18 protein-coding genes are annotated in these 23,617 nt (G+C 38.7%); 7 read left to right on the forward strand and 11 right to left on the reverse strand.

Translation table 11 applies throughout. The features are described from left to right. Positions 1 to 171: 171 nt before the first annotated feature. Together AC106K_RS22410 and AC106K_RS22415 are read left to right on the forward strand one after the other, a co-directional pair. Positions 172 to 738, forward strand: coding sequence for a Crp/Fnr family transcriptional regulator (locus AC106K_RS22410; RefSeq protein WP_482447684.1), 567 nt, complete (start codon positions 172 to 174; stop codon positions 736 to 738). A gap of 142 nt (positions 739 to 880) precedes the next feature. Next, on the forward strand, positions 881 to 1,945 hold the full coding sequence (locus tag AC106K_RS22415; RefSeq protein ID WP_482447685.1) for a DUF418 domain-containing protein: 1,065 nt from the start codon (positions 881 to 883) through the stop codon (positions 1,943 to 1,945). Between the two features lie 201 nt (positions 1,946 to 2,146). On the opposite strand, the gene AC106K_RS22420 is transcribed toward AC106K_RS22415, so the two are convergent. The 11 genes from AC106K_RS22420 to AC106K_RS22470 form a co-directional block, all read right to left on the reverse strand. Further along, positions 2,147 to 2,707: a DUF6624 domain-containing protein gene (locus AC106K_RS22420; RefSeq protein ID WP_482447686.1), complete on the reverse strand. Its 561-nt coding sequence runs from the start codon at positions 2,705 to 2,707 to the stop codon at positions 2,147 to 2,149. Between the two features lie 36 nt (positions 2,708 to 2,743). Continuing rightward, a complete protein-coding gene (locus AC106K_RS22425; protein WP_482447687.1) occupies positions 2,744 to 3,301 on the reverse strand; it encodes an AAA family ATPase in 558 nt (185 codons plus the stop codon). A gap of 127 nt (positions 3,302 to 3,428) precedes the next feature. Continuing rightward, on the reverse strand, positions 3,429 to 4,427 hold the full coding sequence (locus AC106K_RS22430; RefSeq protein WP_482447688.1) for an MsnO8 family LLM class oxidoreductase: 999 nt from the start codon (positions 4,425 to 4,427) through the stop codon (positions 3,429 to 3,431). A gap of 133 nt (positions 4,428 to 4,560) precedes the next feature. Further along, positions 4,561 to 5,196, reverse strand: a complete 636-nt coding sequence (locus AC106K_RS22435; protein ID WP_482447689.1) for an ABC transporter ATP-binding protein — start codon at positions 5,194 to 5,196, stop codon at positions 4,561 to 4,563. Continuing rightward, on the reverse strand, positions 5,183 to 6,094 hold the full coding sequence (locus AC106K_RS22440; RefSeq protein WP_482447690.1) for a hypothetical protein: 912 nt from the start codon (positions 6,092 to 6,094) through the stop codon (positions 5,183 to 5,185). The genes AC106K_RS22435 and AC106K_RS22440 overlap by 14 nt, the downstream gene beginning before the upstream one ends. A 63-nt stretch (positions 6,095 to 6,157) precedes the next feature. Next, entirely contained in the window at positions 6,158 to 7,270 is a 1,113-nt protein-coding gene (locus AC106K_RS22445) for a hypothetical protein (protein ID WP_482447691.1), read from the reverse strand. A 261-nt stretch (positions 7,271 to 7,531) separates the two neighbouring features. Continuing rightward, entirely contained in the window at positions 7,532 to 7,861 is a 330-nt protein-coding gene (locus tag AC106K_RS22450) for a DUF7710 domain-containing protein (protein WP_482447693.1), read from the reverse strand. An 82-nt stretch (positions 7,862 to 7,943) separates the two neighbouring features. After that, complete coding sequence (gene putP / locus AC106K_RS22455) at positions 7,944 to 9,440, reverse strand: sodium/proline symporter PutP (RefSeq protein ID WP_482447694.1); 1,497 nt, start codon at positions 9,438 to 9,440, stop codon at positions 7,944 to 7,946. A gap of 211 nt (positions 9,441 to 9,651) precedes the next feature. Beyond that, entirely contained in the window at positions 9,652 to 12,216 is a 2,565-nt protein-coding gene (locus AC106K_RS22460; RefSeq protein ID WP_482447696.1) for a M1 family metallopeptidase, read from the reverse strand. A gap of 125 nt (positions 12,217 to 12,341) precedes the next feature. Further along, positions 12,342 to 12,674, reverse strand: coding sequence for a hypothetical protein (locus AC106K_RS22465; protein WP_482447697.1), 333 nt, complete (start codon positions 12,672 to 12,674; stop codon positions 12,342 to 12,344). Between the two features lie 43 nt (positions 12,675 to 12,717). Beyond that, entirely contained in the window at positions 12,718 to 14,007 is a 1,290-nt protein-coding gene (locus AC106K_RS22470) for an Ig-like domain-containing protein (protein ID WP_482447699.1), read from the reverse strand. Between the two features lie 224 nt (positions 14,008 to 14,231). Between AC106K_RS22470 and AC106K_RS22475 the strand changes: the two genes are divergently transcribed. The 5 genes from AC106K_RS22475 (at position 14,232) to AC106K_RS22495 (ending at position 23,611) form a co-directional block, all read left to right on the forward strand. Then, the gene (locus AC106K_RS22475; RefSeq protein ID WP_482447701.1) at positions 14,232 to 15,113 is read left to right on the forward strand and encodes a cupin-like domain-containing protein; all 882 of its coding nucleotides are present in this window, start codon (positions 14,232 to 14,234) and stop codon (positions 15,111 to 15,113) included. A gap of 152 nt (positions 15,114 to 15,265) precedes the next feature. Next, positions 15,266 to 15,988: a hypothetical protein gene (locus tag AC106K_RS22480; RefSeq protein ID WP_482447702.1), complete on the forward strand. Its 723-nt coding sequence runs from the start codon at positions 15,266 to 15,268 to the stop codon at positions 15,986 to 15,988. A 424-nt stretch (positions 15,989 to 16,412) separates the two neighbouring features. Continuing rightward, positions 16,413 to 16,946: a TetR/AcrR family transcriptional regulator gene (locus tag AC106K_RS22485; protein ID WP_185289572.1), complete on the forward strand. Its 534-nt coding sequence runs from the start codon at positions 16,413 to 16,415 to the stop codon at positions 16,944 to 16,946. A gap of 50 nt (positions 16,947 to 16,996) precedes the next feature. After that, positions 16,997 to 17,854, forward strand: coding sequence for a tail fiber domain-containing protein (locus AC106K_RS22490; protein WP_482447703.1), 858 nt, complete (start codon positions 16,997 to 16,999; stop codon positions 17,852 to 17,854). Between the two features lie 99 nt (positions 17,855 to 17,953). Beyond that, positions 17,954 to 23,611: a hypothetical protein gene (locus AC106K_RS22495; RefSeq protein WP_482447704.1), complete on the forward strand. Its 5,658-nt coding sequence runs from the start codon at positions 17,954 to 17,956 to the stop codon at positions 23,609 to 23,611. Positions 23,612 to 23,617: the final 6 nt, after the last annotated feature.

Raw genomic sequence — 23,617 nt, forward strand, 5'->3', positions numbered from 1 at the left:
GCTCCTTCGGAGCGGCCGCCTCATGCAAACTCTTCTATCGTATTAGATGTTGTAGGGTTTATGATTGCTAGGATCTTAAAGAGCCCCAAGCATTAATGAATCACTGCCATTGCAATAATACACTTTCAAAACTCATTAAATTTAAATAAGTTTGAACGTGAAAAAATCATCATGACCGAACACATTGAGAAAATCCAGACTCTTATTTCCGGATTCAGTAAAGAAACTCTTGAAATTCTTGACAAAATTACCACCACCCAGCAGTTTAAAAAGGGAGAGATTCTGTTGCATCAAAATGAAATATGCAGAAAAAGCTATCTGATCCTGGATGGGGTTGCCCGGAAGTTTTTCTTTTCAGATAAAAAGGAAATAACCACGGAATTTTTCTTTAAAGATGATATAGCTCTTTCTTTTAAAAGCTATATTCTTCAAAGACCTGGCAACGAGGTCATCGAATGTCTTACGGATGTCACCGCAGAAACGGTAGATTATACAGCATTTGAAACTGCAAAGAAACAATTTCCGCAACTTAGGGAATATGATATTCTGCTATCAGAACTGTATACGCTCTGGCTGGAAGAAAGGCTGTTTGATTTTCATACGCTGAGTGCTAAAGAGCGCTATGAGGGACTTCTGAAAAAGTCTCCGGAATATTTTCATCATCTTAAACTTACCCATATTGCTTCTTATCTGGGAGTATCCCTGGAAACCCTGAGCAGGATCAGGGCGAAAATATAAACGATCTCCGTGAGGTCAAAGCCGAACGAAGAATGTTCTTTTATTCAGTATTTGAATATCGGTAGATCATCTGTTTTTTTGACTTTTGTCAAAGGAATACCCGGTTCTATCCCTGATTTTTGCTGCTAAAATATCATGCAGTATGAAAAACAGAATTATTGGGTTTGATCTGGCCCGTGCTTACGCCATTTTCGGAATGTTTATCGTAAATTTCAATATGGTTCTGGGGCATCACGACGACCCTTCAGTTATTGGCCGGTTTCTGGTGCTCTTTAGTGGACATTCCAGTACAGTTTTTGTGATGCTTGCGGGGATGGGTGTCGCATTAATGACCAATCGTCTTCAGGAATATACTTCAGAAGACCGAAGAAGACTACGGAATATTATTCTTAAAAGGGCTGCTTTTCTCTTCTTTTTCGGGATGATTTTTTATTTCTGGTGGCCTGCAGATATTCTTCACCTTTATGGAGGATATATGAGTATTGGGGCTCTGTTGGTTTTTATGGATAAAAAATATTATCTGAGGGCGGCCGCTATCGCAATAGTGATCTTTCATGTCTTATTATTAATCATTCCGTTTGAAACCGGATGGAATTTCGCCACTTTTGAATATACTGATTTTCTAAGTGTTCCCGGTTTTCTGAGAAATACCTTTTATAATGGCTGGAACCCTATATTCCCTTGGTTTGCTTATTTTGCCCTCGGGCTATATCTTGGAAGACTGGACTGGACAGAGAAAAATACCTTGCGTACCATCTTCTTTACAGGATTGATTGTATATCTATTTATAAAAGGACTCCGCTATGTAAGTACATTTATGAATCTGAATCCTGAAACGAGAGAATTCATCAACGCAGATTATCTTCCGCCTACGCTTCCGTTTGTTCTCAGTACCATTGGCTTTGGAATGATGCTTATTACAGTATTCATGCTGATCAGTCAATATATTTCTGAAAAATCTTGGGCTACAGATCTGGCGAAAACAGGACAGATGACTCTCACCCACTATGTTTCACACCTCAGCATTGGACTTATCGTATTGGCATTGTTTCAAAATGGCCAACCGGAAAAAAATGCAGTACCACCGCTTTATATCCTACTCTATTCTATAGGATTCTTTATTCTAAGCATTCTTTTCAGTAAGTTTTGGAGCAAAAAATTCAAACAGGGACCGCTCGAAATGCTGATGAGAAAGATCACTGACTAACCTACTCTAACCTATTCATTATGTTTCTTATTGAACTCAGAAGTCTTTGCGGAGGCGTATTTCATTTTTTAAATAGTTGATTTTTAAAGCTTCATCCGTCATTTCGTATCACCTAAAGCCTTAATTTTTATTTTATATTTCCTACATGAAAGAACCTGAGCTTTTTGTTCTGGTTCTTTTGTGATGAAGGGATAAAAATTCCTAAATCCATCCTACTTTCTTTCTCCAAACGGTATACTCACTGTCCTGAGCTTCTATTTCAGGGATTCGATCCGGTTCAGGAATATTGTTGATCTCTTCCTGTGAGAGCTGGGGAAGATTAACCTTTATCCGCTCCTGGTTCAGATTTTCTTTATTTTCTACCGGAAAAAGAGTTCCTTCCGCTGTCAGCTGTGTACCGTATTTTTGAGGTTTGCTCTGAAAAACCAGGATCCGATCGTATAGATACGCTTTATTTTTAGGATTTACATCATAGACATGCTTTTCCATCATTTGATAACAAAGCTTCATAAAATACGGTTCACCTATGGAATGCTGGATGATCAGCCAGGCAGCATCGCTTGCCTTTCTGCCTACTGCTGAAATGGTAGGAAATCCAATTTCTGCAATAATCTCACGCAACCGTTTTGCATTGTCCTGATGCACTCTTTCCATTTCAGGATGATAGCCTCCCGAAAGCTTTCCTGCCGCCAGTAATTTTTCCCGTATCGCCAGATCATGATCTGCAAGCTCTATTAGTTCTTTTGCAATTCTGTCATTCATTGTTTTACGAATTGAATGATACAAATTACAAATATTTTATTCAGATGAACTGATTGTAAGGAAACTAAGGATAAATTCAGCTCTTTTTTCTACCGGAGCTTCAGGCACTTCAATCAAATGACAGCTATTTTCCAGATAGATCTCCTTCATATGATTAAACGTTGAAACCGCTTCTCCGAAGCTTTGCTTTCTCTCCGGATCATTTTCATAAATCTGCTTCCAGGGCGGAAGGATAAAGACATGATCATGGTACTTCATTTCCCTGGCTTTTATTTCCATTTCTTCAGGGACAGGCATATTTTCCAGCCTAAGGTATCCTATGGTATCCCATATTCCCCGATCGAAGAAAACAGGTTGAAGACCGGCAGTTTCAATGATTTCCTGATAGGCCTTTACGGAAGCTTCAAACATTAATCTTGCAAAAAGCATTTTATTCTTCCACGGCAGCCCTTCTCCATTGATAAGAATCTGTTCTCTGATGATTCTGCGTCCTTCTTCCGGTACCGTCAGAAACCCCATTTTTTGCAGTTCGTTCAGCAATGTTGTTTTTCCTGCTCCGGGACCGCCTGTGATGATGTATCTCGGATATGTCATATGATTTATTTTGATGGGTTTAAGTTAATTTCATAGGAGAAACAGCAGGAATTATTGAATAATACCTGGATTTATATTGATTTATTGATCCTTCTGTTTCTGTTATAGGTATTTGCTTACCTCCTACTCATTGATTGTTTTTAATAATGCTTTTATAGGTATTGATCCGGTCTTCCTCCCGATACATATTACACAATATCAGGAGATCATCCGTATTGTATTTTTCTGCGACCCTCTGGAGTCTTCCATAAACAGACTGAGGGGTTTCTATAATAATCTGATCTAAAGTTTTAAAAAACGCTTCTTCATCTGCCCCTGACTTTATCCTTTGCTTCACCATCTCCGGAGGAAGAAGTACTTCGGGATTGGATAATTGCCGGGACTGTAAAAACTGATAAGCCATTCCGTAAGCGTTTTGCCTGGCTTCTTCGATATTATCTGCCACAGATACAGCCACAGCGACCTGTAGTAATGGAGCTGAAGCATACTGAGAACGATCAAACTGATCTAAATAAGCTTCTGTAATGCCGGTTCCGCTTTCCCTGTTCATAAAAGCAGCAAAGGAATAGCCTACTCCGTTTCTTGCCGCTTCTTCAGCGGAAGTCATCCCAGAACCCAGCCAGACAATATCCGGTAAATGCTGCAGGTTTTTCGGTTGTGCAATAAGCCCGTCATACACTCCTTTTTCTTCTTTGAGAAATTGAATAATCTCTTCCAGCTTTACTTCCAGATTAGATAAAACCGTAGGTCTGTGATTATTGAGTGCCATTACAGCATCTTTCAGTCCTCCGGGGGCCTTTCCCAGTCCGAGTATAAAGCGTTCCGGATACAGACTTCCCAATAGTTTGGTCCATTCTGCAATTTTATAGGCCGAGTAATTTCTCATCATGATTCCTCCCGTTCCTACTTTTATCCGTTGGGTTTTACTCAGAATAATGGCAGCAAGAAGTTCAGGGCTCGAACTGCCATAAGCTTCTACTCCATGATGTTCCGAATACATCAGGCTGTTGAATCCTGCTTCTTCAGCAAACACTGCCAGATTGATACTATTATGCAATGCCGCTGTTGCATTACTTCCCATTGAGATGGGAGACTGATCCAATATTCCCAGTTTCAGCTTCATCATTATAGAGGCCGTTATTTTATTTCAGGCAGTGTGAAGGTATGAAAAAAGAACGGATCATTGTACCATCAGAAAAACCTCATGCAAAGGAGGTCTGTATAACCTTCATTACTATCATCAAGACTATTATAAAAAATCAAAATTTAAGGGTACTTAGCTGATCAAAGTCTTCTTTTCCATATATCTTTTCAATCTTACCGTTCTGTAGCACTGCGATTTTATCACAGGTATGAAAGAGGGTTTCGATGATATGGGAACTGATCATAACGATTTTGTTTTCAGATTTAAGTTGTCTGATAATATCATACAGAATATGTACTCCTTCAAAGTCTACTCCATTGAAAGGTTCATCCAGAATATTGATGGGTTTATCCAGCATCAGCATCCCTATAAGAGCCAGTTTTTTCTTCATTCCACTGGAATAATACTGCACATATTTTTTCAAGGGAAGGTTAAATTTTTCAATGACCTTCGAGATTTCAGTTTCTTTTGCTGAAGCAAAGTAGGAAAGATACTCTTCTCCTGTAATATAGGGATAAAAGTAATTTTCTGTTTCCAGGTAAGATACCATTTTCCGCTGCAGACGTTCATTGTTCCAGGTGATGTTTCCTGAGAACTTCAGACTTTGATACAAGGATTCAAACAAAGTGGTCTTCCCTGCCCCGTTTTTTCCGAGAATTCCCAATATACAGCCTTCTTCTATAGATAAGTGAAGGTCATTTAAAACTTTTTGATTTTTAAATGTTACATTAATATTTTTAATCTCCAGCATAGGTTTTGATATGTTGAGCAGCCTCTTTTATATTGTTTTTGAGCAGCAGTAATGCCGGAAGTACAGTCATACTGCATATAAGGTATTCAAGATAAACTCCCATATTGTGGTAGTTATTCTTTTCTTTATGATCATATTGTCTGTATTTTCTGGTCAGAATCAGCATAAAATACAGATTCATGAACGTAAAGTAATAGAGTACATATAAACTTTCGGTAGGGTTTAAGATCAGAAAAAGACAGTAAGTGGGCAAAAGCAACAGATTGAAAAACAGAGAATTTTTCCTTAATTTCTCTCTAAAGGTATATTTTCTGAAATACATTTCCAGCATTTCTTTGTTTTCATTAGGCTCGTACACATGAGAGACATAATCCAGAGCAAAAGCACCTACCACAATTAACGTTGCAGGATGATAAGATGAAGCAAGGATCATGATAAACCCTAAAATTACCATGATTGTACTTTTTCTGAAAGTGCTTTTCCATTCAAACAGGTCATCGGGAATAAAATTCCATTGCAATGTCAGCAAAGGTTGATCTTTTGGAGTGAGAAAGCTGAGTAAAGCCAGCAAAAGAAATGAGAGTAATCCTGTCTTTTCAACCTGATAGTTCATATTTCCCAACAGTAAAATGCTATAAATACATGCCGACTCAAGAATGATCACCCACCGCCAATGATTAACAAAAACTTTTTTCAGAAAAGGAATATCTTTTCTTTCATAATGGAAAAAAAGGACAAGGATAAAAAACAAAGGTGGATAATAGTAGTTTTCCGGCAGTTTCATCATGATCAGAAGACCGAAAAAAAGCAAAGCCGGTATGCTTGCTCTGGGATTCAGGTTTAATAGCCTGAAACTCTGACTGAGTCTGAATTGTAAATGATTGATTAGTTTTTTCAAAAGTTCCCGATGTTCTCCCTGCCAAGATATGGAATTGAAAGCGCATTCAGAAACGATCAGGTATTATTTAACGATTTTTATAATATAGAGTTTTTTCGAATCTGTCGTAAATAACTGGAAATTAAGATTTTTATCAGAAAAGTAGAAATAAGGAGAATACTGTTGCTCTAATTCGGTTTTCAGCTTCCTGATTTCCTCTCCTTTCGCTTTATAAAATTTTTCGGTAGTAAAGTTTTCATTAAATGACATCGCTTTTTTAAATTTCAGCGTATCTCCTTTTATTAAAAGCTGGCAATACAGGTCTCCGTCCCAACTTTTTGAGGTATTGGATATACCGCCTCCTGAAGCACTGGAGGTAGATTTGTCAAGTTCTTTTCTTTGAAAATAAACAGGCATGATATTCGGATAGCGGTTGGGATCTGGTTGCCTATCTCCCCAAAAGGCCTCTCCAAAAAGGTTATTACGATAGCCTGGGTTTCTTCCTGAATAATAGTTTCTATCGGAAAGCCGGGTATTGGTATGCAACTGATACCATTTTCCATTCATGTAATAGGTAATCCGCTCTTTCGGACCGCTTTTGCTTTCTATGAAATAGTCTGTGGCATCTTCAGCGATCTTATGATACAGATTGAGCTGCTCTTCTCTTCCCCATTTCAGATCTTCATTCTGAACCACCATAGGTTTACGGATTGTATCACCATCTTTAATCCAGGTTTTATAATATTTCTTTTCATAATTCACGATAAAATCCCCAAATAGCAATTCATCCCAGTTGGCCCGGGTACGCTTGTATACATAATGATCTTTCAGATTCCCGTCCCTGTCAAGTTTATAAAAATGAAAATCCTGATAAAAACGGGTACCTCCCATTGTTGCGTCTTCCTCTACTTCTTTCGGATTTCTGTCCTTAGGAATTTCACTGGTCACCACAATTACCTCTCCTTCTGAGCTTATAAAACTCTGGATAGGTTCAAAACTCTCCCCCAGCAGTTTTATCTCATGCCGTCCAAAGACAATCGGTTCAGAGGTATTGATGTCATGATACGTTTTATATTTTTCCGGTAATGCGGAAGTATTCATCTTGTTGAGTAAATAGACATCCAGCCCACCGAAATTATAAAAGAGAATGAAAACAAACAGTAAAATTCCCCCGGTAATAAACAATCCTTTTTTCATTTGAGTTTTATGGTTCTTTAAAGATAGTTATTTAGCCACGAATGCACTTATATTTTTTTATGAGTACATTCTAAGACATCTGCAAATTATATCTTGTTAGATTTACAAAAGGGGTTTCTCTTTTTACCACGGCAAACATTCTATAGATAAGATTACAACATATCGCATTAATAATAGAATTATTCGTTTTTCTCTGCTTTTTTATTCGTGGATTCGTGGCTAAAAAAATGAGCTATTTGCCGGAAACTGCTCATTGAGATTTTATGCCTCCCTTCTCTTACCTTCTTCAAAATGAAAATGGTCTGAAGATGCGCAGGTAAACCTTTGGATAAATTTGGAATCTTTCTGGTAATCATTTTTAACCTTAAAAAGATCTTCCTGTATAGCCCAGTCATAAAGTCCTTTATCTACCGGATATTTGCTGAGTATCCCACTCAATGAATGAGTTCTGATCCATTCTTCTGCCTTTTCTAATGTGGTAAAAATACCTGCCGGAAAAGAAGCTCCTTCTCCTATGAATACATACATATCATTGTTCATCCTTATCTTCTCTATGGTTATTGAATTTTTAAAAATAATAAATTCTTCCATACCCGCCACCCTAAAAACAACAAACCCTCGCTCAACAGCAAGGGCTTATTTTATGTCAAAATATTCAGAATATCAATATTATTTATTCCTGCATGATTTTTTTCATTTCATCAAATTCACCTTCAATCAACGCATCAGGTTTGTACGTAAACAATGAAACAATAATGTTGGTGAGCAGAGAAAGGGTAAACCCTGGAATGATCTCATACCAGTCTTTCAACGGGTGTTGAAGATATACCCATGCCAGCACCGTAATTCCTCCTACCATCATTCCGGCAAAGCCACCCTGCCAGGTTGATTTTTTCCATAAAAGTGACAGAAGAATCAGTGGTCCGAATGCTGAACCAAAGCCAGCCCATGCATTTCCAACCAGATTAAGGATACTGTCTTTGGGATTCAATGACAAGAGTACGGCAATCACCGCTACTACCAAAACAGAAATTCTGCTGGCCAGCAACAGTTGTTTTGGAGTTGCTTTTTTGTTCAGAAAAGCTTTATAAATATCTTCGGTCAATGAGCTGGAAGTTACCAGCAATTGGGAAGAAATGGTACTCATTACAGCAGCCAGAATTGCAGTAAGCAGGAATCCGGCAATGAAAGGATGAAACAGAATTCTGGAGAAATAGATGAAAATGGTTTCTGCCTCCGTCTTCGAACCATCGAATTTCAGCATTGTTTCCATATCAAATTTCTGCAGATAAGCAATTCCCACAAGACCGATCGCCAATGCTCCGGCCACAGTAAAGATCATCCATGTAATCCCGATTCTTCTCGCTTTGACAAGATCTTTCGGTTTATCGATTGCCATAAAACGTACCAGAATATGGGGTTGTCCGCAATATCCAAGTCCCCATGCCAATAAAGACAGGATGCTTACCGTTGTCGTTCCTCTGAATAGGTCAAGATATTTGGGATCTTTAGCCTCAATGAGTGAAAAAGTTTCACCGATACTTCCAATCTGGGTAATGGCTACAATTGGTACAATCACCAATGCCAGCACCATAATGGTTCCCTGTACAAAATCGGTAAGACTCACCGCCAGAAACCCTCCCAAAAAGGTATATAATACCACTACTACACTCGTCAGTAATAAACCTAAAGTATAATCCATCCCGAAGGCCGACTCGAATAATTTTCCTCCGGATACCATCCCCGCAGACGTATAAAGGGTAAAGAATACGAGAATAAAGATGGAAGAGGTAATCTTCAGAAGATGGTTTTTATTTTTAAACCTGTTTTCAAAAAATACGGGTAATGTAATGGCATTCTGCGCTACTTCGGTATAAATCCTAAGTCTTGGGGCCACAATAATATAGTTGAGATAAGCCCCGATCGTTAACCCTATCGCAATCCATGAGCTGGAAATCCCGGCCAGGTACATTGCTCCCGGAACTCCCATCAGCAGCCATCCGCTCATATCGGCAGCACCGGCAGATAAAGCCGTTACTGCGGCTCCCATCTTTCTTCCGCCTATTAAAAATTCCTCCGAATTACTTGTTGATTTTCTATAAGAATATATGCCTATACCTATCATCAGCAACAGGTACAGTCCCACAGAAACCGCTTCATATACTTGCATATCATTTTTTTTATGAAGCCGAATATAGCTATTTTCCAGGTCAGTCACAAAAACCGGAGCGATGTAATCCGGATCTTTTGGGATTGGAAAAACACAAAAATGCTAAGATTTATCATTGCCACGAATGCGCGAATAAATTCTTCAGTGAATTTTTGTTAGTGTAAAAAAAGTCTGGCTCTTTGGAGATTTAGTTATTTCTTTCTCAATGCCTCTATTTTACTAACGCCTGAGCTCTTCTTACATTATCGGTGGCCTGTAAGATTTTATTTTTCAGAATAGCATTATAGTCAGGGTTTTTTAAAAGGAACTGATTGACGATTTCAAGTGCTTTCGGATTCTGATAGTTTCCAAATGTGGAATTGAGCCAGTTATTCGGGAAGAATATATCTCCTGTTTTTTGAATTTCCTGTAATAATTCTAATGTTTTCGGAAGGTATTGTACAGACGTCTGCTGCCTCAGTGGATGATGCAGGTAAACCAACGCTGCTCCAACAGCTGATTCATTGGATCTATTTTGTTTCTGAGCAAGCCCGTTAAAAAATTCATCACGGGTTTTCTGATCTGAAGAAGCCGCTTTCATAATGATTTTGAAACGGTTGATACGATCCGGATTTTTGATTCTCAACAGCTGTTCCTGCAACAGACCATTATTATCATTGTTTCTTAGTGATAAGGCAAGTGCGAGGTTGGTGAAATCGTCATCATTCAGAGAAACATCCTGAGGAGGTGTCTGGGATTTCCAGATCTTATACAGATTGTCATAAGCCTGCTGAGTCTGAAAGATTCCCTGATAGCAATCGAACAAAATTTTCTTATTATTTCTGGCTGTCTGTTCCTGTAATGCTTTCCATATTGTATTTTCCAGGTTTTCAGATTCTTTCTGCCTTTTATCTTCAGCTAAAAATTCCCAATAGATGGTAGAAATATAACCGGCAATAAGGCGAAGATTTAGTTCTGTAGTCTCTTTTGGGAGCTGACCTGTAAAGAAATGCAATACTTCCTGTGGAGTCATTCCCGATCCTCCCAACATATTCTCATACAACGAAATATAAGCACTGGCACGGCTTACAGGATCTTTGATCAATGAAAAATCTGTCGTGACAGCCTTATCGATGCTGAATACCCCATATCCTATCCCTGATGAATTCTGAAGAACGAAAAGAGGTTTTGCTTTTCCTTTCAGTTCCGGAATTTCCTGCTGTATCCCGGACAATTTTACTTTTACCTTTTCAATACTGTCAGGATAGAATAAACTGATGTCAAATTCCTGAGGCCAGGATTTCTGTTCTTTTCCATATTCCGGACGCTGGGTGATGGTAAAGTTGTCAATCTTATCACCTTTATATTTTACAGTATAGTCTACGATAGGTCTTCCGGGATCATTTACCCAGACTTTGTTCCAGCTTTGCAGGTCTTTATCCGTATGACGGTCCAGAATCTCAATAAGATCCGGCCAGGTTGCATTGCTGTAAGCATATTTCTTAAGATATTCCCCTATTCCCTTGCGGAAATTTTCTTCTCCGGTCAGCAGTTCCAGCTGGCGCATCATGATAGGTGCTTTGCTGTAAATAATGGGTCCGTACATCATTCCTGCATTTTGCAGATTATCCAGAACCTGTCTGATCGGGTTAGCGCCCAAAGTACGGTCTACTGAATAAGCGGCAGGAAAATGGGTCGTTAAAAATTTAAGATCATACACACTTTTGTCAGAAGCTGCCCCTGTACTTTTATCTGCCATAAAGTTGGCAAAAACCTCTTTCATCCACACATCATTGAACCAATCCATCGTCACCATATCTCCAAACCAAAGGTGGGCCACCTCATGGGCAATAAGGTTGGAACGATTATTCAGCTGATTCTGGGTTGCGTTTTTATCTAAAAATAAAGTGGAATTCTGAAATAAGATTGCCCCCGGGTGTTCCATTCCTCCAAACTGAAAATCCGGAACGGCAACCATTCCATGCTTTTGAAACGGGTGGGGAATTTTTGTCCATTTTTCAAAATAATCAAGAGAATTTCTGTACAGCGTGAAAATAGAATCCATACTGTTTTTGATCTTTACGGAGTCTGTTTCACGGTATAAAATTCTTGAATCCTGTTGCTCAATCTTTTCTGTAAAGGCTTTAAAATCTCCTGCAGCAAAAGAAAACAGATAAGTTGGGATGATGTCTGAAGTGTCAAAATGAAGAATCTTTTTTCCTTGTTCTACACTTGTATTTTTAAGTTTTCCATTGGCAATAGCGTTCCATTTTTCAGGAACCGTTAAAGTCAGTGAATATTTTGCTTTCAGGTTCGGCTGATCAAAACACGGGAACATGGTTCGTGCACGATCAGGAACAAATAAGGTATACAGATAGCCGTCTCTTCTGTTCAGGGCTGCATTTCCGGCAAGAAAAGTAAAATCTACCTGATTGAACCCTGATTTCAGGTATTGAGCCTCAATGATGATGTGCTCATTTTCCAGCATCGGTTTTATGGTCTTTCCATTCACCGTAACTGAGATCAGGGAAGCCGGTTCTTCTTTAAAATCGATCAACAGCGGAGCCTGATTTTGTTTTTTATAATCGAATGACAGGATCTCAGTTCCCTCAATTCTTTCTGATTTACTTTCAGGAATTTTCAGGTCCAGCTGATATTTAATATTGTTTAATGAACTCTTTCTGAATTGAGCCAGCTCATAGGAAACACCGGATTCCAATTTGGGCTGAATTTTCGTCTGTGCGTAATAACCACTGCTGAGAACAGCAAAAGATAATGCAAGTAAACCTGTTTTCATAGATCAAATATAAGAATTGAATCGCTTACTACAGGTACGCTGATACAAACTTCCGGATTATATCTTCCCGGCAAGACAGTCATAACGTCATATTATTAATACATATTCCGTCATGTAAAAAGTCTTTATCTATTATGATCTAAAAATGCAGCTCCCAGTTCAGAAACGGCTATACGTATTTTTGTCTCTGTTCCATTATTCCAATCTAACAGTTCTTGTATGTTCGTATCTGTTAATGAAAACTCTGCGATCAAAATTTCATCTCCGTTAAAGTTTTCTCCCTCGAAAAAATTAAAAAGCTTATGATCATAAGCTTCCTGTAAAGCTCCTGAAAAAGAAATAAACAAACTTTCCTCAGACTCTTTATATTGCTGATAATCCTGGAAACATTCCCAAAGAAAATAATAATCATCCAGAATACTGTCAAGTATTATGATAATATCTTCCGTATATTTCATGTATTATTTCAATTTTCTACCTTGATGTATAGCTTTATAGATTTTATTGAGGTTTTGTTTTAAATTTCACAATAAATTTTTCATCTTTCAACGGGTAGCCGTCTTTAGATTCAAAGGTTTTATTCGTGAGAACAAATTCATATTCTTTATCCGGCTTCAGATCCATTGACAGAACCAGCGTTTTATTATTGTTTTCCAGGCCTACTATTTTTGTAATAGGAAAGTTCTCTTTTCCTTTATCGGAAAGGCTTATAGAATATTTATTGGGAATTATTTCTTTTGAAAAGGTGATCTTTATCTCTTTGGTATCCGGATTCACATCTGTTGCTCCGTTGGCAGGATCAGTTTTTGCCACATACATATATTCTGCGATAAGTTTCTCTTTATCGATTTTTTCGTTGAAAAACTTTGATTGATTCAGGAAGTCTTCCACCGCTTTATCATCATCATAATTCAGCTCGATAATATCTTTCACTGCCTGCTTTTTATCTTTTGCCTGCTGATAATAAGATTTACAGATTTCATAACCTACATAATAGCCTAAATCTGCACTTTCTCCTTTCTTCTGCCCGTTATGCAGCCAGTTGGAAAAATTATTGGTAAACATTTCTTTTTTAAACCGATCTTTTACTTCTACAGCATGAGCTTCTCCATAGGAGCGGTATTTCGTTTGCAGCGGCTTATTCAAGACCAATTCAGCAATAAAATCACAAGATCCCTCTTTGATGGAATACCCAAGAACGGTATTGCTCTTTCCATGCTGCTGGGTATGAATGTATTCATGCACATTTAAAAACACAATATTATCCAGCGACTGTCCCGCAAAAAGTGCTTTCAGCCAGTCTTCTTTCAGTTCTGAAACATCTGTAGCCGGTGTACCGGTTCCTATTTCAGCACCTACCAGTACCATATTTCCTTCTGTAGTTCCTCCTGCACGAAGTCCTCCGATCGTAAAGTACATCCCCGCTTCTTTTAGCCCCGGATAAAGCTGTTTCAGCCGGGTGACAGCATTATTAAAATCTCCAAGTCTCTTTTTAATGGTCAGCGTATTGGGTCTGATGGAGTTCCAGAATTTCGGGTATTCATCAATAGCCTTTACATAAACAGTATCGTTATAGTCTCTGGCTTTCATAAATGCCTTAAGGCCCTGAGTTCCTTTATCAATATAAAGGGTATTGATCAGGTTCAGCTTTTTAGAAAAATCGTCTGTTTTTTTGATCTGGTCATAAGCGTTCCAGAAGTTGTCTATATCGGAGGTAAAAATTGTTTTTGATTTTTGGGCAGAAATCCCTGCAAATACAAGGGAAAGAATAATAGTTGTGATCCGTTTCATAGTCAGTTTTAACAGCAGCAATTATACGCAGAATTCATATCATTTACAAATAAGGTTCTTTTTTTGAAAAAGGTATTGATAAGCAGAAATTCATCGTGCTATGGCTTCATTCCATCCCTTCTGTCCATCATTTTATCTTTTATTTAAAATAATTCCAAATAATTTAAATTCTTACCGTTTATTATCACAAATATTTAATACTTTAGCCTAATAATTTGAACCGAATGGGAATACTCCTTAAACCTATTGATATTGTAGATGACATTTCACAAGAAGACTTCCGTGAAAAGTACCTAAAGCCATGCAAACCAGTAGTCATCAAAAACATGGCAAGAAAGTGGCCTGCATATCAAAAGTGGACAATGGAGTACATGAAAGAAGTAGTGGGTGATGTAGAAGTGCCTTTATATGACAGTTCTAAAGCTGATCCTGCGGCTCCGATCAATACTCCGACCACAAAAATGCCTTTCTGCGACTATGTAGACCTTATTCAACGAGAGCCTACAGACCTCAGGATCTTTTTTTTCGACCCTATTAAATTTGCTCCTAAATTACTGGATGATTATATCCCGCCCAAAAATCTGATGGGAGGATTCCTGGATAAATACCCGAGTATGTTTTTTGGAGGTAAAGGTTCTGTAACGTTCCTTCACTACGATATTGATATGCCTCATATTTTCCATACCCATTTCAACGGCAGAAAGCATGTTCTTCTGTTTGAATACAAATGGAAAACCCGCTTGTATAAACTTCCCTATGCAACCTATGCTCTGGAAGATTATGACATCGCCAATCCGGATTTTGAAAAATTCCCTGCACTGGACGGAATTGAAGGAATTGAATGTTTCCTGGAGCATGGAGATACCCTGTTTATGCCAACCGGCTGGTGGCACTGGATGAAATATCTTGACGGATCATTCTCTATCTCTCTTCGTGCCTGGGATAAAAGCTGGGCTGTAAAAGCACATTCTCTCTGGAACCTTGCCGTTCAGCGTAATTTTGACAATTTTATGAAAGGCCGGTACAAAAAAAGATATATGGACTGGAAGGAAAGAAAAGCCGTAGAAAAAGCCAATATTGCTTTGAAAAAGGGACTTCCGAAGTAATATAAAGAATATACCCATTAGAATCAGGACAGATCATTTTCTATCCTGATTTTTTTTGTAAAATACTTTTCAAAATTAACCCGTGCATTTTTATATACCATCTAAAATTTATTTAAATTGCATATTGAACCCGTTCCCTTAATACTCTGTATATGTTCGAAAAACTGATTGACAGCTTCGAGAAGCTTTGCCTGCAGATCATCATTGAGATTCTGCTGGTTCCTGTGACGATTTTCAAATTGTTTCAGAACCCTTACCGTTGTTATGACCTTTCTGTACACGAAATGGAAAAGGAAGAAACGGAGCGCTTCCGGGATTACCTGTCCCCAATCAAGCTTTCTGTTTATACATCTGTCATTGTTTCTGTACTCCTCATGGATTACGGCGGAGAACAGAATTTCATTTCCAGGATCAAGGGATTGAGTATGGTAGAAAAAGCGCTGTTTATATTTCTGGTCAATAATTTTACAGCTGTTGCCTTCAGTGTGATCTTGTTGTGGTACAAAAAAGAAAAAGTGAATACGGTAACTTTCCGTACTTTATTATTTTCATTTATATACACTACCGTCTATACCTCCACTCCATTTTTTATACTGATCCTTTCTGCCATGTTTCTTGGGCAGACTGTGGATGTAAATTCCTATCTGGATCATATTGACAAAATAGCAAGCTCCGGGGATTATTCATCCAGGGATTATATATTCTTCATGATTTTCGTCTTATTTTTTGTGATCATGTTTATTGGCCTGATACAATTATTCAGGGCTCTGCATTATATTCTGAAAGAAAATTTCCGTTATCACCCTTATATTGTATGGTTCTTTACCCTGTTGTTTTTCCTTATACAGCTTTATTACGCAAGAGGATTTGTATAGGCTGTCTTATTTTTTAGTTTTAAAACTGATCATAGAAAACCGTCTTCTGAAATGAATCTTCTGTTGAACAGGAGCTTTTCACCGTACAACACATCTTACGCTATTCACAAACAATATACGTCACCGGTAACAGTCTTTTATCGGAAAACCTGTAAAAGGCAATCATTGCCCAATAGAAATCAATATTGCAAACTGTCTGTCAACACAATTAAATCCTGAGTTTTATTCTTCAATTCTTTAGGCTTATTTCGATATTTCTCCTATTAATTAATTCGAAATTATTTTATAAAAGAGGTCAACAACAGCTAAATTTTAGAGTGTTTCCTTATTGATTTTATTTAAATAAATAATTATTTTAAGATTTTCTTAACAAACATACCAGTCTGTTCATATTTTATTTAAATTTGCAAAAAACATTTAACCAATGCGTAAGCCTCGTGAAAGAATATTAAGTACCGCAATGGTCCTGTTCCACAGACAGGGCTATAACAGCACGGGTATCAATCAGATCATTGAAGATGCTGAGGTATCAAAGGCAAGCTTTTACCAGCACTTCAGGTCAAAAGATGATCTGTGTATCGAATTTCTTGATAAAAGATACGCTTATTGGGTATCTGAGCTGGAAAGTTTTATATCCGGAGCAAAGACCCTTGAGGAAAAATTCCTGAAATCATTTGATTTTCTGATCTATATGAATGAAAAGGAAGACTTCAGAGGGTGCAGTTTTCTGAATATATTATCTGAAATACCTAATGAAAAGGTAGAGATTCACAATGTGATCCGGAATCATAAGAAGACTTTAAGAGATGCTTTTATGGAGGACCTTAAAGACCCTGTTTTATCAGATCATATCTATCTTCTCTTTGAGAGTTGCATCCTGACCAGCCAGCTCTACCGCTCAAATGAATTAATCGAAACTTCTAAAACAGTTGTAAAAAAACTACTCTTATCTTCTTAACACTAAGGAAGAGTTCTAATATACCCGTATAAAAAGCAATTAAAAAAACTATGAAAAACTCTATTTTCTTGCAGAAAGAACATTCTGCACTATTCAGGCTATGCCTTATCGGAAGCATCTCTATCAGCTCATTGATGTTTTCTCAAGCCGGTAGAATAGGAATCAACACCCCCAATCCGAAAGCCACATTAGACATTACCGCCAAAACAGACGGAACATCTGCTGCAGAAGGTCTGATGATCCCACGCCTCACTGGGGACCAGATCCAGACCATGACGGCCAGTATACAGCCAGGTACGGAATCTCTGATGATCTATGCTACTGCTGTTCCTGCCTCTCCTACTGCAAAAGTCTCAAAAATCACCCAACCCGGCTATTATTTCTGGAATGGGAATGGCTGGGAAAGTATGGTAAGCTCTAATATCTATACTGCAGATGGAAGCATTACGACTCCACTGGCTGCAAGAAATGTAGATCTGAACGGTAAGAACCTTGTCTTTTCCGGAAATGGAAGTGTTGGGATTGGAACAGCTCCCTCTGCCTCAGCAAAACTGGATGTTGCCGGAACGGTAAAAGCGAGTGCCATAGATTATAATTCTGATGAAAGACTAAAGCAAAACATCACCCCCATACAGTCTTCCGGAGAAGTGTTGGGTAAACTGAGACCTGTCTCCTATTTCTGGAATGAAAAAGGAAAAAAGAAAGGCGGAAATGCACAGCTCCAATATGGTCTGGTAGCTCAGGAAGTGGAAAAAGTATTACCCAATATCGTCAGTACAGACCATGAAGGTTATAAATCCGTCAATTACAATGAGTTGATTCCTTTATTGCTACAAACAGTTCAGGAACAGGACAAAAAAATCACTGAATTACAGAAAGAGATACAGCTGCTGAAAAAAACGAAATAACAGATCTGGAATCCGGATCATATTCTGATTCCGCATCCAGTGTAGCTAAGGCTGGGATGACTCATCTCAGTCCATCATCAATTTTGTAATTCAAATAACATGAAATTTAAATTATATCTCGTACTGCTCTTTCTGATCAGCAAGAGCTTTTTTGCCCAGAACAATTATTACTGGGTAGGCGGTGCAGGAAACTGGACGGATCTGAATCACTGGCGTATCGGTTCTTCTTCAGGCCAGGTTGCCACCATTATTCCTTCACGCTATGATAATGTATACCTTAATGCAGGAAGTGGATTTCCGGCAAGTGGTTCTAATACCATCCTTAATATACCCTCTACCGCAACCTGTAAAGATTTTATCATTGATGATTCTTTTACAGGAAAAGTAAATTTCCCGGCAGGAAGTATCTTCAACATCTATGGAAATCTGAAATGGAAATCTAATGCAGGAGCTCTATATAATATGACGATGAACCTGTACGCTGACAGCTCCAATCCAAACCCAAATCTGATCGATATTCCTGATAACCTGATTGATCCGAATTATGTCTACATCAATTCTACCTCTTCTATCAACCTTAAGGGGAATGGATCTTTCAAACTGGTAAAGAGTTTTGCCAGCAACGGTTATTTTCAGTTTAATGTCAGTGAAAGTGCTTTTCTCGATACTGATAATAAAAATATCACTTCTCAGCAATTTGTTTACAGTTCTACCACCGCTTCTAAGCTGGGAACTTCAATGCTGACCGGTAATCTTGCTACCCTGAATGCTTCTGTCAATCTTACACAAGCTACCCTTTCTTATTCGAACCTGATTGTTCAAACCACACAGGATATAAAAAAGATCGTACTGCCTGCTATTGCGGGATATATGCAAATAACCGGGGGAAACTTCCTGAAAGTTGATGAAATTTTAGGAACAGGAACCACAGGCTGCAGTATTGGCGGAAACGATTTTGTAATTAACAAGATCAATGTGTATGCTTATTCCATTACGGCCAATTTATTTAAAGCTACTGATATGGTAGCAGGTGACGGAACTGTTGATCTCTCAGGAACACGCTATGAAATCAATAAACTGACCTTGGGTAAAGGAAACAACATCTTCAGAGCCCAACAGTTTGATATTAATCATCTTATCCTTAATGGTGCACAGTATAATTTCCGTCAAAACCCTAACCCTGCTCCTAATTATTTTCAGGTCAACCAAACCCTTACTACCAATACTCCCTGTAATGGTGCCGTTCCAAAATTCGGGGGAGCAGATGCTACCTACCCTGTTAATCTTATTATACCTTCGGCTATTAATGGAAATGGACTTGCCTCTTTTACAGGATATAATCTTGCTAACGTGAGGCTCACAGGCGGAGCATCCGTAACGGCAGGAATAAACGGTGGAAACAATACGGGTAATATTACTTATCCCGGAATCACTCCGAAAACATACTATTGGATAGGCGGTGGCGGAAACTGGAATGATCCTGCCCACTGGGCATTCACTTCGGGAGGACCTTCTTCCAACTGTACTCCTACAATGTATGATGATGTGATCTTTAATGCGGATTCTGGCTTTACTCCAGGAAATAATACCGTTAATGGTACCGCAGGGGTTTCGGCACGGAACATGAACTGGAATAATGCCTCTTCTAATCCGGTTTTCAATGCTACAGCTACCCTATATGGGAATCTTTATCTTCAGAAAGATATGGCAATGGGGACTAATACGACCTTCAATATACTGAAATATACAGCCAATGATCCTGTCACCAACCGATACATGAATTTTGAAGGGCAGAAGATCTATCAACTGGCTGTCTCCGGAAATGATAATTTTTACTTGTTGCCATCCAGCACTGCTACCCCTTATGATCTTGAGGTTTCTGCAACACTCAACTTCGACAATAATGCATTGACAGCTAATTTTTTTGCAGACGGAAGAAAAATAAAAGCAGGAGAATTCTGGCTGGGAGGTAACAGCTTCAGTATCGACAATGCTTTATTGCGGGCTACAACACTCAATATAAATACTAAACAGACTATTAATGCTCCCAATTCCACGGTATATACTGTAAGCTATAACGGACGCTATAATAGCCTTGGAAATATCAATCACTTTTTTGGCAAAGTCTACAAGGAAGGAACCGCTATAGGCGATATACAGTTTATGAATACCGGAACGTTCCAGGTAAATGCAGGGGATCTCAGATTTTACTTTACCAATAAAGCCAGTAATGTTGCGATCAATACGGATTCTAATATTATCATGCTCGATTCTTTTACAAAACTGATTGTAACGGACAGTTTTGTTTATAATAGGGCAGATTGTGATCTGGTTCTTAATTTTACAGGCCAGGGAGGAAATAATCTTATCTTAGGAAACAACATCAACGGAACCGGTTTTATTGAACTGAACCGTATGAACATTACAGGAATCAATGCCGGATATGTGACTCCAGTTGCAGGTTCTAAGCCTGTAAATGCCAGTAATTCTATTGATGGCAGCAACAATTCCGGAATCAATTTCACCATCCCTGCTCCTAAGAATTTCTACTGGAAAGGTGGTAACGGCAACTGGAATGATCTTAGCCACTGGTCTCTGGACCCGTCAAGCACCAGGTTAGCAGCCAATTGTGGTCTTCCTACTATAAATGATAATGTATTTTTTGATCAGTATTCAGGATTTATAGTTGGAAATATTACGAGCATAACTCTTACCAATGATGTTGCTGTAAATGATATTACGTTCACTGGCCTTGCCGCGAATACAAAGTCTCTTTTTGCAGGATATGGCAATTATTACAAAATATCTGTTAACGGAAATATGGTTCTGCATCCCGGATATTATGATGCCGGATATTTTAGCGGGTTTAATTTCGTTAATGCCAACAAACCTTCAGGTAGTCTTAAAAATATAACGCCCAACGGAGCAACTTCTGTATTTAATTTTGCAGGAAATGCCAGATGGAAAATCAACAGGGGTACCACTCAGTATGATCTTGTCAATTCCGTTATCAATCAAAGTAATATTGCAGGAAATATACTGGATATAAGCGGTACAGTCATCACGCTCAATTCCATGACTTTGAACGGAACTCAGCTGCTGATGGATAATGCTGATCTTTCTGTCAATACGGGAATTACAATCAATACTACATTGCCCATAACCAATACTGCGAACAGTGTTTTAAAACTTGCTAAAGGATATACCAGCGCCGGAAATGATATAATATTCAACAACCTGAATCATTATTTCGAAAAAATAGAATTTACCAATACCTCAGGATTAGGAAGTGAGCAGCCTATTGCTTTCAATTTTCCGGGGGGAATGATCAATAATTTTATTATCCGCTCTGCAACTGTTTCAAGGCTGGATAAAACTCTTCCTTCAGTGGTCTTTAAAGCTGCGATGAATGTGAATAACCTTACCATCGAAAAGAATAATCACGTTGCCTTAGATGCTAATTTCCAGGTAAACCAATCACTAGCCATGCTGGGGGATTGTATAGACAGGCTGACTTTTGCCTCTTCAAATACTCAACCTAAAACGCTTGTACTTCCGAATTACAGTACCAACCCTTCCGGCTATACCATAGACAGAGTACAGTTTAAAGCAATTACTTCTTCAGGCGGACAAACCTATACGGCATCAAAAGGTACAGATCTTGGAGGTAATACAGGCATCAGCTTTCCGGATACCACAACTTCTGCTCCAAGAAGTCTTTACTGGATCGGCGGACAGGGAGAATGGAGAGATCCTCAACACTGGTCGATGAGCTCAGGGGGAACAGCCCTTACCAATTGTGATATTCCAACTTCTGTGGATAATGTCTTCTTTGACCAGAACTCCGGTTTTACGTCTGCTCTGAATAAAATTATCATTAAAGGAGTTAACCTTTCAAAGGCCAACAATGTTACTTTTAATAATGCTCCTGGCCAACCTGTAATGGATTTTGGTACTGATGGCGGTAATCCTTATTATCTGACAGTATATGGAAATCTTACTTTACAAAGTAATCTGAAAATCATTATTCCGCTGAACAGCTATGGGCTTACCAGAAATATTATTATGGCTCAGGGAACTTCAGCCGGACAGACGCGTTATATTGATACCAAGGGAGCCTATATTCATCTCAATATCAATGCTCAGGATTATTTCGAACTGAAAAGTGCTTACCAGGGTGATCTTAATTTTAATAATGCAGCAGGCTTTAAAACCAACAGCTACCCTATTACTTTACTTAATTTCAGCTGGAATCAGACCATCAATAACAATCCCGTTTTGGATTTCGGACAGTCTGCGATTACGGGAACCAGAACGAACAGTGCAGGAACGGCTAATTATTATATGGCATCACTTCCTTTTTATGGTTTTTATAGTCCTTATTTTTACATTAATTCCGGAAACAATCCACTTACATTGAATACCGCTGAAGTAAAAGCAGATATAGGTTACCTTACTGCCAATACACCAGACACCTTCAACTTTGGAGATCTTACCATATGGAAAGACGGAACTGTAAATACCGGAACTAAAATCTGGAACTTCAATAAACTAACTTTCCTGGGAAGCACTACCGGCAGTTCTGTAAGTACATTGGCCTCAGCCGGAAAGTACAAAACGCTGTATTTCAATCCGGGGTCTTACCAAATTGAGAATAATCAGACGGTAACTGAAAATCTCTTTATGACAGGAACGCCATGTAACAGAATTTCCGTTATCAGATCCACAGCAGGTCAGAACACAATCAACCTGGATCCAACGGCAGCCTATACCATGTTCTATGCTTCTATCAGAGATATGAACTTCTCCCGCTCCGTTAGTGCTTTCGGAAACAGCCAGGATCTGGGAAACACCAACAATCTGACCATTGTTCCTACGGATGTACAGGCAGCTGGTTTTGGAGGAAACAAGACTCTTTGTGCTTCTGAGTTTCCCAAAACGTATGATGCCTCTACCCTGTTTGGGACAGACACCAATGCATCTTATACATGGACCAAAACCAATGCTCCGAATCAGGGAGCCATCAGCACTGGCCGTATGGTTACCTTCACACAACCTGGAACCTACAGGGTAAATGTGACCTATAGTCAGGATGGATGTAACATTACAGAAGATTTTACAATTTCATCTATTGCGTTGCCTGCTGACAACACTTCTTCTTCTGTGACAAGTGCTGTAAAACAGGCTACCGGTGATATACAGGTGAAATTTAAAGGTTCGCTTGCACAAAACTATATTTTCACCTACAGTATCAATAATGGCCCGGATCAGGATATTGCCTCAGCAGCCAATGGTGAAGCAACAATTCTGCATTCTAAAAACCAGACCGGAACATTTGTTTACCGTCTCAAAGGAATCAGGTTTGCCAGCGGAAATGCCTGTCCTGTGGTCATCAGCAATAAAGAGATTATCGTCAACATCAACCCGGAATGTCCTACTCCCGGCGTTATGATGCTTATGGATAATATTCTAAGAGGCTGTACGGCTTCGATGGGGGCAAGACGTCTTTCTGAACTTAATCCGACAGCGGTATCAAACCCTCCGGCCGATACAGGAGTCACAAGGCTTATTTCGGGAACAGGAATTGTAGTAAAAGAAGACAGCGATGTATTCATGATCCGTAATACCAATGCTTTACCTGAAACGCTGACTCTTCCAACCAATAAAACTCATATTCAGGGGGCGGTCATTTATCATAATGATCACTTCTACGAAGGGATAGAAAATGGAAAATGGATCAGGGTCGATAACGACTAAACAGGA

The organism is Chryseobacterium sp. FR048, from assembly GCF_056844665.1.